13 protein-coding genes are annotated in these 14292 nt (G+C 72.0%); 5 read left to right on the top strand and 8 right to left on the bottom strand.

What is annotated here, in order from left to right; genetic code table 11:
- Positions 1-95: 95 nt before the first annotated feature.
- From PQI07_RS20895 to PQI07_RS20885, 3 genes are all read left to right on the top strand, one after another.
- Positions 96-1169 (top strand): apurinic/apyrimidinic endonuclease family protein, encoded by a 1074-nt coding sequence (locus PQI07_RS20895; RefSeq protein WP_274927315.1) that lies wholly within the window; start codon positions 96-98, stop codon positions 1167-1169.
- 46 nt (positions 1170-1215) lie between these two features.
- Positions 1216-1773, top strand: a complete 558-nt coding sequence (locus PQI07_RS20890) for an RBBP9/YdeN family alpha/beta hydrolase (RefSeq protein WP_043384382.1) — start codon at positions 1216-1218, stop codon at positions 1771-1773.
- Positions 1774-1922: 149 nt separating this feature from the next.
- Positions 1923-2150: a hypothetical protein gene (locus PQI07_RS20885; RefSeq protein ID WP_012319110.1), complete on the top strand. Its 228-nt coding sequence runs from the start codon at positions 1923-1925 to the stop codon at positions 2148-2150.
- 4 nt (positions 2151-2154) lie between these two features.
- On the opposite strand, the gene PQI07_RS20880 is transcribed toward PQI07_RS20885, so the two are convergent.
- The 8 genes from PQI07_RS20880 to PQI07_RS20845 form a co-directional block, all read right to left on the bottom strand.
- Positions 2155-3186: a YcjF family protein gene (locus PQI07_RS20880; RefSeq protein ID WP_043384384.1), complete on the bottom strand. Its 1032-nt coding sequence runs from the start codon at positions 3184-3186 to the stop codon at positions 2155-2157.
- A gap of 31 nt (positions 3187-3217) precedes the next feature.
- On the bottom strand, positions 3218-4663 hold the full coding sequence (locus PQI07_RS20875) for a YcjX family GTP-binding protein (RefSeq protein WP_043354447.1): 1446 nt from the start codon (positions 4661-4663) through the stop codon (positions 3218-3220).
- Positions 4664-4735: 72 nt separating this feature from the next.
- On the bottom strand, positions 4736-5869 hold the full coding sequence (locus PQI07_RS20870; RefSeq protein ID WP_274927314.1) for a hypothetical protein: 1134 nt from the start codon (positions 5867-5869) through the stop codon (positions 4736-4738).
- 139 nt (positions 5870-6008) lie between these two features.
- Entirely contained in the window at positions 6009-6797 is a 789-nt protein-coding gene (hisN, locus tag PQI07_RS20865; protein WP_043384389.1) for a histidinol-phosphatase, read from the bottom strand.
- 106 nt (positions 6798-6903) lie between these two features.
- Positions 6904-8958 carry an AI-2E family transporter gene (locus PQI07_RS20860; protein WP_274927313.1) on the bottom strand — a complete coding sequence of 685 codons (2055 nt, stop codon included), beginning with the start codon at positions 8956-8958 and terminating at the stop codon, positions 6904-6906.
- 114 nt (positions 8959-9072) lie between these two features.
- Positions 9073-10527 carry an MmgE/PrpD family protein gene (locus tag PQI07_RS20855; RefSeq protein ID WP_182592317.1) on the bottom strand — a complete coding sequence of 485 codons (1455 nt, stop codon included), beginning with the start codon at positions 10525-10527 and terminating at the stop codon, positions 9073-9075.
- Positions 10528-10640: 113 nt separating this feature from the next.
- Positions 10641-11933 carry a nicotinate phosphoribosyltransferase gene (pncB, locus tag PQI07_RS20850; RefSeq protein ID WP_043352305.1) on the bottom strand — a complete coding sequence of 431 codons (1293 nt, stop codon included), beginning with the start codon at positions 11931-11933 and terminating at the stop codon, positions 10641-10643.
- A gap of 122 nt (positions 11934-12055) precedes the next feature.
- Complete coding sequence (locus PQI07_RS20845; RefSeq protein WP_043352302.1) at positions 12056-12559, bottom strand: pyridoxamine 5'-phosphate oxidase family protein; 504 nt, start codon at positions 12557-12559, stop codon at positions 12056-12058.
- 143 nt (positions 12560-12702) lie between these two features.
- Between PQI07_RS20845 and PQI07_RS20840 the strand changes: the two genes are divergently transcribed.
- Complete coding sequence (locus tag PQI07_RS20840; protein ID WP_043352300.1) at positions 12703-12975, top strand: hypothetical protein; 273 nt, start codon at positions 12703-12705, stop codon at positions 12973-12975.
- Between the two features lie 168 nt (positions 12976-13143).
- Entirely contained in the window at positions 13144-14292 is a 1149-nt protein-coding gene (apbC, locus tag PQI07_RS20835) for an iron-sulfur cluster carrier protein ApbC (RefSeq protein ID WP_043352298.1), read from the top strand.

Raw genomic sequence — 14292 nt, 5'->3', positions numbered from 1 at the left:
GGAACTGCCGCGCTCGGGACTCCCAACGTCGTCGTGCCGTGGCCGTTCCGCGCATTTGGCGGGGACGCTGCGGCCCTCCGCGCGTTGTGCCCGTTATGCACGCTCAGCCCCGCCTCGGATTCTGCTGCAAGTTTGTCCTGGACGAGCCTCCCGGCACCCACGCCACCCTCAAGGCGGAGCGGGAGGCCACGCTGCACATGAACCTCACCAGCGTGACCATGGCCCATCTCACCAAGCTGGAGCCCGCCGCCCGGCGGGCCAAGCTCGCCGGCCTCGTCGCCCACAACCTCGCTGCGCTGGCCCGCCAGATCGCCTGGGTCGGGGCCCGGCCGCCCCTGGAGCGCCTCCTGCGCATGGCGAGCAACGTCCTGCCGGGCTACACTCACCCCATCGCGCAGGCGATCTACGCCGAGCCCGAGATGGCGGCGCTGGTCGAGCGCGGCCTCGCGGAGGCCGGAGCCCTCGGACGCCGGCTCGGCGTGCGCCTGAGCTTCCATCCGGGGCCGTTCTGCCTGCTGGCGAGCCGCAACCCGGCGGCCATCGCGAACGGCCTGTCGGAACTCGACTACCACGCCGAGATCTTCGACCGGATGGGCTACGGCGGCGGCTGGCACCCGCACGGCGCCCACATCAACATCCATGTCGGCGCCGGCGACCCCGGGGTCGCGGGCTTCCGCGAGACCCTGCCCCGGGCGAGCCGGGTGGCGCGCGACCTCGTCACCGTGGAGAACGACGAGAACGTCTTCGGCCTCGACGCGGTGCTGCAACTCGCCGACATCGTGCCGGTGGTGCTCGACCTGCACCACCACTGGGTCGAGAGCGGCGGCGCATACCTCGAACCGGACGATCCCCGGATCGCCCGGGTGACGGAGTCCTGGCGCGGCGTGCGGCCCGTGGCCCATATCAGCGTGTCGCGCGAGGCGGTCTCGTTCGACTGCGATCCGGACGCCCTGCCCGACTTCCCCGCCCTGCGCGGGGCCGGTCACGCGGTCCGGGATCTCGCGGCCCATTCCGACATGATGTGGAACCGGGCGGTGAACGATCTCGTCGCCCGCCATCTCGCCTGGGCGGATTTCGAGATCGAGGCCAAGGCGAAGAACCGCGCCTCCATGCAGATCGCCCGTCACATCCAGGCGCTGGAGCAGGCCGCGCCGATCGCGGCCGAATGACGGGGCGGTCTCGACGTCTCCGCCGGTCCGCTCTAGGCAATCCGACATGAAGACCGCCGATTGCGACATCCTCATCGTCCCGGGGCTCGGAGGTTCCGAGGAAGACCATTGGCAGGCCCGCTGGGCGGGCCGCCTCGCCACGGCGCGGGTGGTGGAGCAGGACCAGTGGCACGCCCCGACACCGGAGGCGTGGTGCGGGCGCATCGCCGAGGCGGTCGCGGCGGCGACCCGGCCGGTCATCCTGATCGCCCACAGCCTCGGCGTCGTGGCCTGCGTCGAGGCGGTGCCGCACTTCCCCGCGGGGGTGGTGCGCGGCGCCCTGCTGGTCTCCGTCCCGGACGTGGAGGAAAACCCCGACGTTCCCGCGGCGGCGCGCGTCTTCGCGCCGGTGCCGCGGGACCCCCTGCCCTTCCCGTCGCTTCTGGTCGCCAGCCGGACGGATCCCTATTGCCGCTACGACCGGGCCGACGACTTCGCCCATGCCTGGGGCTCGCTGACGGTCGATGCCGGCGAATCCGGCCATATCAACGTGGCGAGCGGGCACGGACCGTGGCCCGAAGGGTTGATGCGGCTCGCCGGTTTCCTGAAGGGTCTGTCCGTGTGACGGACCTGGATGACAGGACTGCACGGAACCCGCCGACGACCAGGCTCCGATCCCCGACGCGGTCACCGCATTAACGCGCTGTTTACCACCGGCCCCTTCAGTGGCGGTACGGGCGGTCCTTCGTCCCGAAGCCGCCCCTGGAGAGCACCGTGACGCGCAAAGAGCTTCTGGAACGACTCGAAGCGGTGCAGACCGCCCTCGGCCCCCGGGCCCAGAGCAACTTCAACAGCTCGCTGTTCAACGACGTGACGCTGCTCAAGCGGATCGAGGCCTTCGAGGCCAAGCTCGGCGAGCCCGAGAAGCCGAAGACCGCCGACTATACCGGCAACATGTTCTCCCGCATCGCCAACCGCCGCGCCGCCGCGGGCGCCAAGTAGCCCGCTACGATTTCGGCTCGGCCTCGGCCGAGCGCAGCAGCTCGCCGGCGACGTCGGCGAGCCGCGGCGGGGCCTCCCGCACGAAGGGCAGCGGACGGCAGACATTCAGGGCCGCGAGCCCGAACCGGGCGGTCATCAGCCCGTTGAGCACGCCCTCGCCCAGCTTGGCCGAGACCCGGGCGGCGATCCCGAGCCCTAGAACCTGCTGCATGACGCTCTCGCCCACCGCCATCCCGCCGGTGACGGTGAGATGCGCGAGCGCCGCGCGCCCCAGCCGCAGGAAGCCCAGGAAGCCCGGCCGGCCGCCGTAGATCGCCGCGATCCGGCGCAGCAGCCGCACCGCCGCGAACACCACGAAGGCCACGTCGACGATCGCCCGCGGGCTGAGCGCGGTCACCGCCGAGACCTGCTTGGCCGTCGTCGCGATGGCGTTGCGCGCCTGCCGGTCCAGCCCGGCCAGCAGCTCGTGCTCGGCGAGCCCGATCCGGTCGTCCACGTCGAGGATCGCGTCGGCGGCGGCGTCGATCCGGGCGCGGCCCGCCGACAGCGTGTCGCGGTCGGCGTAGAAGGTCGAGAGCGCCTGCACCACCGCCTGCGCGCCGGTGTGGTCGCGGGTGGCGAGGGCGTCCAGCGCCGACTGGCGCAGGCGCTCGATCTTCCGTTCGCGCCGCAGGCCGGCGAGTTCCCGAACCACGATCGCGAGCAGCGCCAGCGCGGCAAGTCCCAGAAGCGCGAGGGCCACCCAGCCGAGCCAGGGGGCGGCCTGGAACAGGTCGGCGATCATCCGCTCGACCGACAGGCCGACGCCGAGGGAGACGAGGCCGCCCACCGCCGAGAGGAACAGGGTGCCCCAGGGCGAGCGCGACCGCGGCGCCACCGGCACGGCGACGCCGTCGGCGGCATCGACGATCTCGAAGGGCTCGTCCACGATCCGGGCCTGGGGCGGCCGGGCGGCGAGCGGCGTCGTGATGACGCTCGGCTCGGCGGCCGGCTCGGGCGTGATCCGGAAGGCGCGGGGTTTCTGGCCGGAGGTCATGCTCGAAGGCTCCGCGGAGTCGCACACATCGTCACGCCAGACGGTCGCCGATCAGGAACTGCATCGCCCGGTCCAGGCGGATCTGCGGCAGGTGGCCGGGGCGGCCGAGCCCGTCGGGCCTGACCAGCGGCGGCCGGAAGCGCGGGAAGCGCAGCGAGCCCGGCTCAACCGCGCCCTCCAGCACCGCCTCGGCGCGGGCCGGCAGCTCGCCCGGGAAGATCGCGGCCTCGCTGTTGCCGTCGAACACCTCGTCGCCCACCACCTCGCCGGCTTCCGGGGTGCCGGCCACCGCCCGCAGCGTGTCCGACCCGTCATGGACAGTGGTCTCGCGGGTGGCGCGCACGGAGGCCAGCGCCACCGTGCCCACCCGGGCGCCCGCCGCCTCTGTCCGCCGCATCGCCCGGGATACGAGAAGCCGCAGGAGGGCGTCGAGCCGGTCGTGGCTCGTCTGGTGGAGGTGGTCGGCCTTGGTGGCGGCGAACAGCACGCGGTCGGCCCGCGGCGCGAACAGCCGCGACAGCACCGTGTTGCGGCCGATGTTGAGGCTGAGCAGCACCGCATCCAGCGCCTCCTCCAGCTCGGCCAGGGCGGTGGGGCCGGCATCGACCGCCGAGAGCACGTCCACCAGCACGATCTGCCGGTCGACCCGCTGGAAATGGTCGCGGAAGAACGGCGTCACGACCTTGGTCTTGTAGGCCTCGAAGCGCCGCTCCATCAGCCCCGCGAGGCTGTCGGGCGCGATCGCCTCGGGGAGCCGGTCGAGGGGCGCGAAGGTCAGCGCCGGGGAGCCCGCGAGGTCGCCGGGCATCAGGAAGCGGCCGGGCGGCGTCGTCGCCACCGCTTCCGGGCCGGCGCGCAGGCCCGCGAGGTAGGTCTTGAAGGCGTCGCTCGCCCGCTCGGCCGCGACCTCGTCGAGGGGCCCGTTCGGATCGAAGCCCTTCAGCGCCGCGAGCCAGGGCGCCGCCACGGCGGCGCGGCCGGGGCGGCGGGTGCCGCCGATCGTGGCCCGGGACCACGCCGTGTAGCTGGTCTCGATCAGGGCGAGGTCGAGGAGCCATTCGCCCGGGTAGTCGACCACGTCGAGCATCAGGGTGGCCGGGCCGGTGCGCCAGCCGGCGGCGCGCTCGTAGGCGATCTCCAGGCGGAACTGGCTGATCCGGTCGGTGGAGCGCGGCCAGCACCGCGCCTCGGTGAGCGTGGCGAAATGCTCCTCGAAGGGGAAGCGCGGCACGTCGTCGTCGGGTTGGGGCACCAGCTTGGCGCGGCGCAGGCGGCCCTCCTGCGCGGGGGCGAAGGCCGGGAGCGCGTGCGTCTCCACGAGGTGGTGGATCAGGGCCGTGGTGAAGACGGTCTTGCCCGAGCGCGCGAGCCCGGTCACGCCCAGCCGCAGGGTCGGCTGGACCAGCAGGTCGTGCGAGGCTTCGGCGAAGGCTTTGACGGCCGAGCCGGCGCGCGCGGCAAGGTCGATCAGGGGCACGGGCGGGCTCGTCGTGAGGGGAACAGGCCGGGCAGAGGTGGCGCGGCGGGGGCCGAACCGCAAGGCTTGACGCTAAGGCGTTGCACCGATGGCGGCGGGCGTGAGCGGCCTCAGCCGTGCGATCGCTCCGGCGACGAGGTCCGGGCCGGCCCGGAGCGTGCCGAGTTCCACCGCCGACATCACCTGCATCACCGGGGCCAGATTGGCGCGCGGCGTGCCGTCCGGCCCGAACAGGTCGAGGTCGTCGCCGGGCTTCAGGCCGACGCTGGCGCTGATCCGACCGGCATAGGCCTGGATCCGGACCTCGTCGCCGGTGCAGAGCGGGGCCGGCAGGCGCAGGTCGAGGACCGGCAGGCCGGCGGCGATCGCCGGCAGCAGCGCGGATTCGGCCACCATCCGCTCGGCACTCGGAACCCGGCTCGCCGTCTTCCGCTCGAGGAGCGCCGTCGGATCGGCGACGCTCCGGGCCGGCCGCGCCGGCTCGGCCGACGAGGCGATCCCGGCCGCGATGTCGGGCACCGGCTGAAGCATCGCCACGCGCGGCACGGCAGCCGGGCGGCGGGCGGGACGGCCGGCCATCCGGGCGAGGGTGACCAGGGCTGCACCCGCAGGGCCGCCCGGCCCCGTGGCGCCCCGCCGGGGCGGTGCGCGGCGAGATAGCGGGCCCGGAGGGTCCGCCCGAGGCCCGCGGCGCGAGGGCCGCCGAGACAGCGGGGTCACGGCCGAGCGCCCCGGCCGCGCGGGTGCGGACGCGACGCGGCACTCCGCCGGCGCCCAGCGGCGCACGATGGCCAGCGCCGTACGCCGGCCGTAATCGCGGTAGTAGCGCCGCAGCAGGCTCGCGGCGGCATCGGCGCCGTCCTCGAGGGTGGCGAAGGCGGTGTGGCCCTCCCCGTCGGCGCCGATCTCGCCGGACCAGCGGGCGGACTTGATGCACCAGCCGTTGTTGAGCCGCACGCAGCGGGCGACGTAGGGCGGATCCTCCGCCAGCGAGGCCGTGACCGCCAGCGCCCGCGGCATCAGCTGCGCGCCGGTCTGGGCGTGCCAGTTTGAGACCGAGCGGGTGGCGGGATCGAAGCGCGGGGGCGGGCTTTCAGCCGGGGCGGAGGCCGCGGCGAGGGGCGGCAGGGCGTGCGCGAGGGCTGCCGCGCCGGCCTCGGCTCGGGGGACCAGCGCCGTGAACAGGATCAGCGCGTTCAGCAGCACGCGGATGGATCCTGTCGGCGGATCGGAGTCCCGACGCGCTCCCGCCCCCTGCACAGGGGCGCGGGAGAGCGCGTGCCTCCGACCGCGGCGCGCCCGTCCGTTCCCCCGCTCAAAGACATGGCCGTGCGCCGCCACCGCCTCACGGGTTCAGCACCTTGAGCGCCGCCTCGTGCAGCCGCGGGTCGCCCGCCGCGATCACGCGCCCGCCGCCCGCGGCGGGACCGCCGTCCCAGGCCGTGACACGCCCCCCGGCCCCCTCGACGATCGGGATGAGGGCGACGATGTCGTAGGGCTTCAGCCCGGCCTCGACGACGAGGTCGATCTGGCCGGCGGCCAGCATGCAGTAGGCGTAGCAATCGGCGCCGTAGCGGGACATCCGCACCTGCCCCTCCAGCGACCGGAAGCGCTCGGCCTCCGCGCCCGCCGCGAACAGGCGCGGATCCGTGGTGGCCAGGATCGCCTGGGCGAGGTCCGCGCAGCGCCGTGTCCGCAGTGTCCGCTCGCCCGACGGCGCACGCAGGCGCGCGCTGCGCCCGTCCCCGGTGAAGCGCTCCGCCAGATAGGGTTGGTGCATCATTCCGCGCACCGGGACGCCGTTGCGGCTCAGCCCGATCAGCGTGCCCCAGGTCGGCAGGCCTCCGATGAAGGCCCGGGTGCCGTCGATCGGGTCGAGGACCCAGACGCATTCGGCGTCGGTGCGCTCCGAGCCGAATTCCTCGCCGAGGATGCCGTGGCCCGGAAAGGTCTGGCCGATCATCGCCCGGAGCACGACCTCGGCGGCCCGGTCGGCCTCGGTGACCGGGTCGAACGGCGCTCCGCCGCGGGCCTTGTCGTCGAGGCCGAACTGGGCGCGGAAGAACGGCAGGATCGCCTTGCCGGACGCGTCCGCGAGGTCGTCCATGAACCGTCCGAGTTCGACGACGCTCATCCGTTCCGTTCCCTGCTGTGCCCGAAGGCCGCCCGACCGACTGCCCGACCGACCGCCCGATCCCGACGAAACCGGGGCGCCCCCCCACCCGTCAAGCCCCCCGAGCTCATGCGTCGGCCGAGGCCGGCAGACGCGGCGCCCCGCGTTCCGGGTCCGGGGCGCCGTCCGGCGCCGCGCCGGTTCCGGCTGCACCGGTGGCGTCCGCCTGCGCCAGGACCGCCTCGACGGCCTCGCGCAGCGACCCCACCTGCCCATCGGCCTCCGCGGCGCCCCCCGGTCCGCCGGCGAGGCGGCTCGCCCCGTCATCCTGGGCGAGCCACAGGCCGAGCAGGATCGGCACCCCGGGCAACCGACCCTTCAGCCGGCGGATCAGCCGGCGCAGATGGGTCGGCTCGCCGTCGAGCGCCAGGGAGACCACGCAGACCATGCGCGCCGTCCCCGGATCGAATCGCCCGATCCGCGCGGAAGCCGTCTCGGCGAAGGGGATCGTGCGGACGCCGAGGCCGCGCTTCTCCAGGATCTGTGCGAGGATCGCAGCCGCGGCCTCGTCCAGGAAGCCGCGGCCCGCGACGCACAGGACCGCGCCCGCGCGGGTCCAGTCCTCGGAGAGCGCCTCCGGGGTCGGACCCATCGGCAGCGCGCTGCAGGCGCCCTCCTCCCCGTCGCCGGACGCGGCCGCGACGGCGTCGCTCCGGTCGGAGAGGTCGGCGATCAGCTCGGCGAGGGCCGCGCGCATCGCCGCCTTCTGCCGGGCGGTCAGCACCCCCCGGGCCGCGTCCTGGGCGGCGAGTTCGAGGGCCTTGAGCACCACGTCGTCGTAATAGGACGAGAGCGAGCATTGCTGCAGGATCAGCTCGGCATGGCCCAGCACCTCCTCGGCATCGCCCGCCAGGACCCGCTGATAGAAATTCTGGACGGGGGTCAGGGCCGGCCGGTCGCCGAACAGCACGTCCAGGAATTCCAGACGCTCCACGTAGCGGCCGAGCACGACGAGGCAGACGGTGAGCGGCGTCGAGAGCAGCAGGCCGACCGGTCCCCACAGCCAGGTCCAGAACAGCGCCGAGACCAGGACCGCGAAGGGTGAGAGCCCGGTGGATTGCCCGTAGACGATCGGCTCGAAGACCTGGCCGGTGAGCGGCTCCAGCACGACGAACAGGATCGCCACGGCGATCATCATGTTCCAGCCGGGATCGACCGCGGCGGCGAGCGCCATCGGCAGGAGGGCCGACAGGACGGCCCCCAGATACGGCACGAAGCGCATCAGGGCCGCGAAGATCGCCCAGAGCACCGGATTCGGCACGCCGATCACGTAGAGGCCGATGCCGATCACGATCCCGAAGGCGGCGTTGAGGGCGAGCTGCACCACGAAGTAGCGGCTGAGCCGCTTGGCGGCGTCGTCGATCGCCACGGTGGTCCGGTGCAGGTCGCTCGATCCCGCCAGCCGGATCATGCGGTCGCGCAGATCCTCGCGCTGCATCAGCACGAACAGCAGCACCACGAAGACGATGCCGACCGTCGCCAGCGGATGCATCACCGGCGAGAGCACGGTGGACAGCATCTCGATCGGACCCGGCGGGCTCGCGGCGACCTCGACCAGAACGGGTTTCGGCGCGGCCTGGGGCTGCTCGGGACCCGGCGGCGTCGGCGGCGGTGTCGGCGGCGCGGGCGGCTGCGCCTCCGGGTTGTTCACCTCCTTGGCGCCGCCATGGAGCGCCCGCCCGATATTGGCGACGTATTCCGTGGCGTGTCCGACGGGCGAGTCGCGCAGCCCGTTGATCTTCCGCTCGATGGTGGCCCGGTAGCGCGGGACGTCGCCCGCGAGATCCGCCGCCTGGATGCCGATCAGGGTCGCCAGGGCGGCCACGATGCCCAGGGTCAGACCGACGCTGACGCCGACCGCCACCAGCCGGGGCAGCCGCAGCCGCCGCAGGCGGTTCACCAGCGGGGTGAGCACGAACGACAGGAGCAACGCGATCGCGATGGGGATGAAGATCTCGCGACCGAAATACAGGGCCGCGATGATGGTCGCCCCGACAACCACGGGCGACGCCATGGCGGCCCGCGGCGTCTCGGCCGCGGCGACGCGGGTCGGCCGCGGCGGAAGCAGAGGCGCCCTGGACCGGGCTGCCGGTTCGACCCCGACCGGGGTTTTGGTACCCATACGCTGATCCGCATCCCGTACGCGACGTGCGGGCCTCCGCCGGGAGCAACGGAAGCCACGCGCACGGGGAACGGCACGGGGGCTGAAAATGATCCCGCGGGCTGCGCCGGCCGTCTACGCCCCCGACACGCCGGCCCGCGCCACGTCGCCCGCATCCTTCAGTTCGGGCAGCGACCGGCACAGCTGCATCACCCGCTTGGCCTGCGCCTCCGGGAGGATTCCGGCGGCGAGATCGGCGAACTTCGCGTCCAGCTGCGCATCGGACATCGGCTTCTCGACGCTGCCGATGGCATGCTCGATGTACCGGTGGACGGTCCGCCCGTCGTTCAGCGTCACGGTCATGTCGACCTGCGCGGGCTCGATGCCGGGGGTGATCACCGGGACCACCTTCTGGCGCAGCGCCACCACGCGCGGATCGTTCACCGCCCGGTCGCTGAACTGCTTCTCGCCGCCCGCGCCCTCCACGAAGGCCACCGCCGCCGCGTGGTAGATGCTGAACTTGCCCTCCAGGCCTGTCTTCGGCGCGGTCTTGCCGGTCAGCTCCAGCACCAGCGGATGGACCTTCAGGTCGACGCGCTTGATGTCCTCCGGCCGGACGTGGTCGGCGTCGCGGATCTGGATCGCCGCGTCGATCGTCGGGTGCATGACGATGCCGCAGGCGAAGGGCTTGTAGGTGTTCAGCTGCGCCTCGTAGCGGCTGCCGAGGCCGTCGGTGATCTCCGACCAGTCCTGCTTGGTGGAGATCGTGTTCGCCCAGCCGCGCTTGGCCTCGATCATCCCGTCCGACGAGGTGAAGCCCTTCGCCGCCAGGATCGCGGCGAACAGGCCGTTGGAGGCTGCCCGGCCCGGGTTGAAGCTCTTGTTCATCGAGCCGAACGATTCGCGCAGGCCCACGGGCTGCGAGGCGGCGAGCCCCAGCGCGTAGACCATCTGCTGCTCGGTGAGGCCCATCAGCTTGCCGGCGGCCGCCGCGGCGCCGAACGGCCCGCAGGTGCCGGTGATGTGCCAGCCCGCATCGTAATGGTTCGGGTAGACGGCATTGCCGATCCGGCACTCGGTCTCGATCCCGACCACGAGGGCGTCGAGGAAGGCCTTGCCGGTGACCGGCTTCATCTCCGCATAGGCCAGGATCGCCGAGGCGACCGGGCCGGCGGGGTGGATGATCGTCTTCAGGTGGGTGTCGTCGAAGTCGAAGATGTGGCTCGACACGCCGTTGAGGAAGGCGGCGTTCAGGATGTCGAACCGCTCGGTCCGGCCGAACAGCCCGGCCTGGGGCGGACCCGAGAAGGGCTGCAGCGCCGAGACCGCCACGTCCACGGTCTCATGGTGCGAGCCGCCGATCGCCACCCCCACCCAGTTGAGGACGCTGCGCACGCTCTCGCGGCGGACCGGATCGGGCAGCGTGTCGTAGGACGACCCCAGGATCCATTGGGCGAGGATCTTCGTGACGTGCGGCGGCGGCGTCTTGGCGGCGGGCTTTGCCGCCTCGGCGGCCTCTCCGGCCTGCAGCGCGGGCGTCGCGAGGGCGAGCCCCGCGGCCCCGATGAGCGAGCGGCGATTCATCGACATGGCGTTCTCCCAGGCAGGGCCGCTCCCGGCGGCTCCGGTTGGTCGACATGATAATGAATTCGATTGTGTCCGGTCAGCCGGGGCGTTTCATCGCGCCCGGTCTGACACCGCTGTCAGACCAGGACCGGCAGCGCCTCCTGCTCGCCCACGCCGAAGACCCGCCGGTAGCGGGCGACCTCGTCGGCCGGGCCCTGCGCCTTGGTGGGATTGTCGGAGAGTTTCACGGTGGGTCGGCCCTTCGCCTCCGTGACCTTGCAGACGATGGACACCGGATCGAGCTTGCCGTCCGGCAGGAGGCCGCGGAAATCGTTGGTGAGCAGCGTGCCCCAGCCGTAGCCGATGCGCATGCGCCCGTGGAACCGGGCGTGGATGCGCTCGATCTCGTCGATGTCGAGCCCGTCGGAGAAGATCGCGAGCTTGTCCCGCGGATCGTGCCCGCGCGCCTGCCAGAACCGGATCACCTCCTCGCCGCCCTCGATCGGATCCTTCGAATCGATGCGGATGCCGGTCCAGTCGCTGACCCAGTCGGGAGCATTGGCCAGGAATCCGGTGGTCCCGTAGGTGTCGGGCAGGATCACCAGCAGGTTGCCGCCGTAATCCTCCTGCCAGTCGGCCAGCACCGCGTAGGGCGCGGCGGCGAGCGCCCCGTCGTCCTCGGCGAGGGCGGCGTAGACCATCGGCAACTCGTGGGCGTTGGTGCCCACCGGCTCGACCTCCTGCCGCGCGGCGATCAGGCAGTTCGAGGTGCCGAGGAACGCGCCGCCCAAGCCCTCGGCCATGGCCTGCACGCACCAGTCCTGCCAGAGGAAGCCGTGGCGGCGGCGCGTGCCGAAATCCGCCACCGACAGGTCCGGCAGCTTCTGAAGCCGCTCGATCTTCTCCCAGACCCGGGTCATGGCCCGGGCGTAGAGCACCTGAAGGTCGAGCTTGCCGAGGCCCCGCAGCACGGCGCGCGCCCGCAGCTCGTTGAGGATCGCGAGCGCCGGGACCTCCCACATCGTGGTCTCGATCCAGGGACCGTGGAAGGTCAGCTCGTACTGGCCGTCATGGACGGCGAGCTCGTAGTCGGGGAGCCGGAAGGTCTCGAACCACGCCACGAATTCCGGCCCGAGGATGCGCCCCTGGCCGCGGAACACGTTGCCGCGCAGCCAGGTGATCTCGCTCTTGCTCAGCCGCAACGTCCGGGCATGATCGAGCTGTTCGCGCAGCAGGCCGGCATCGACCTCGTCGGCGATGCGGATGCGCCGCGTGCGGTTGGTGATGCCGAAGGTGGTCTCGATCGCGGGGTGCCGGCGCAGGATCGTCTGCGCCATCAGCAGCTTGTAGAAATCGGTGTCGAGCAGCGACCGCACGATCGGGTCGATGCGGAAACTGTGATCGTAGACCCGCTTCGCCAGATCGAGCATTCTTTTCGCACTCTGCCGCGCTTCGATGGCGCAGAGCGCATGCCGAGCCCGCGCCCGTCAAGAAGACGGGCGGCCTCTTCTCGGAAACCGCCCGTGCGAACGCCTGTCCTGAAGGCCGATCCTCAGGCGAGGTCGACCTTCTTGGTCTCGGTCTTGGGGCTCTCGCCGGTGAGGGAGGCCTTCACGTAGCCGTAGAGGTGCAGCATCGTGCTGTTGGGGCTGTCCCAGTACTCGCCCTTCTCCGGATGGACGCGGATCAGCGCCACCTCGGGATCATTCTTGCCGTTGGGGAACCACGTCTTCAGGCTCTCATTCCACTTGGCGTCGATGATGGCCTGATCGCGGACGATCTCGGCCTTGCCGGCCACCGAGACGTAGTTCTGGCTCGACGGGTCGGAATAGGCGAGGTTGATCTGGTTGTCGCGGCTGATCTCCGTCGTCTTGGGCGAGTGCAGCTTGGTGAAGAACCACAGGTCGCCGTTCTCGTCGGCATCGTTGTTCCACATCGGGCGGCTGTTGAGCGTGCCGTCGGAATCGACGGTGGTCATCATGGCGATCTTCACGTCCTTGATGAGCTCGAACAGCTTCTTCGCGCCTTCGTGGTCGCGGTGGTTGCCCTGATGCATGAAAATGGTCTCCTACGCGTCGTGTCGGTCCCGGCGGGCCTCACCGAGAGGGGGGCCGCCGAAGGCTGCCCCGACAACGGATCAATCTCCCGTTGGTTCAGCTTGCCCGTGCGGTGACGGAGGTTCGGATGAGACGCGTTCGGATGATCGTCCGTGCGGCGGTGCCGCTGGTGCTGGTCACCCTCGGCCTCAGCCTGCGGCCGGCCGCGGCCGAGGTGCGCTTCGGCCCGGGCGTGCGCATCGGCGGGCATGACTTCTCGCACCGGCGCTATGGCAGCGTCCATATCGAGCGCGTGAAGCGCCTGCGTGGCCCCCTCGGCTGCCGCCGCCTGCGTCACGGCGTCTACCGGCGCGGCGACGGGACCGTGGTGCGCGGACCCATGGAAGACTGTAACCTCATCGCTCGACCGCGATGACCGAAGACGACCGAAGACGACCGCGGAGCGGCGCGGGGCCGATCCGGCCGGGACGGGCGTCGGGGCGCAGGCGATCGGGCCGGTCGTCGATTGAGGACGCGGGGTCTGGTGTTCTCGGCCCGCTCGGTTACATGCACGGGCATACTTGTTTGCCCGCTGGAGGACATCTTGGCGATTACCCGCGACGACGTGCTGAAGGCGCTCGCCAGCGTCACCGTCGATGCCGCCGGCACCACCCTGCCGGGCTCCGGCCGGCTCTCCCAGGTCGTGGTCGATCCGAACAACCGGGTGATGTTCTCGATCCTGGTCGATCCCAGCGAGGCCGAGCGGTTCGAGCCGGTGCGGCGGCAGGCGGAAGGGCGCGTCCTGCAAATGCCGGGCGTCTCGGGCGTGTTCGCGAGCCTCACCTCCGAGCGGAGCCAGAGCCATCCGGCGCAGAGCAGCGCCGCCCCGCGTCCCGTGACGCCGCCGCCGGTCGCCCCGCCGCGGCCCGGCGCGCCGCCGAACCAGGGTCCGCAGATCGCGGGCGTGCGCCACATCGTGGCGGTGGCCTCCGGCAAGGGCGGCGTCGGCAAGTCCACCACCGCCTGCAACCTCGCCCTGGCGCTCCAGGCCCAGGGGCTGAAGGTCGGCCTCCTCGACGCCGACATCTACGGCCCGTCGGTGCCCAAGCTGTTCGGCCTCTCGGGCAAGCCCACCGTCGTGGACAACAAGGCCATGGAGCCGATGGTCGGCTACGGGCTCAAGGTCATGTCGATCGGCTTCCTGATCGAGCCCGAGACGGCCATGATCTGGCGCGGCCCGATGGTCCAGTCGGCCATCACCCAGATGCTGCGGGACGTGCTCTGGGGCGAGCTCGACGTGCTCCTCGTCGACATGCCGCCCGGTACCGGTGACGCGCAGCTCACCATGGCGCAGGCGACGCCGCTCTCGGGCGCCGTGATCGTCTCCACACCCCAGGACCTCGCGCTGATCGATGCCCGGCGCGGCGTCACCATGTTCAAGAAGGTCGCGGTGCCGATCCTCGGCGTGATCGAGAACATGGCGACCTTCGTCTGCCCGAATTGCGGCCACGCCTCGCACATCTTCGGACATGGCGGCGCGCGCATCGAGGCGCAGCGTCTCGGCGTGCCGTTCCTCGGCGAGGTGCCCCTCGACATGACCATCCGGGAGACCTCGGATTCCGGCCGGCCGGTGGTGGCCACCGACCCGGACGGGCCGCACGCGAAGGTCTATCGGGAGATCGCCGCCCAGCTCTGGGCGAACCTGTCCGGTGCGCCGGCCGGGCGGACGGCGCCGAAGATCGTCTTCGAGTGA

Source organism: Methylobacterium sp. 092160098-2, assembly GCF_028920805.1.
Lineage (GTDB): Bacteria > Pseudomonadota > Alphaproteobacteria > Rhizobiales > Beijerinckiaceae > Methylobacterium > Methylobacterium fujisawaense.
This window is presented reverse-complemented; position numbering and strand designations above follow the sequence as displayed.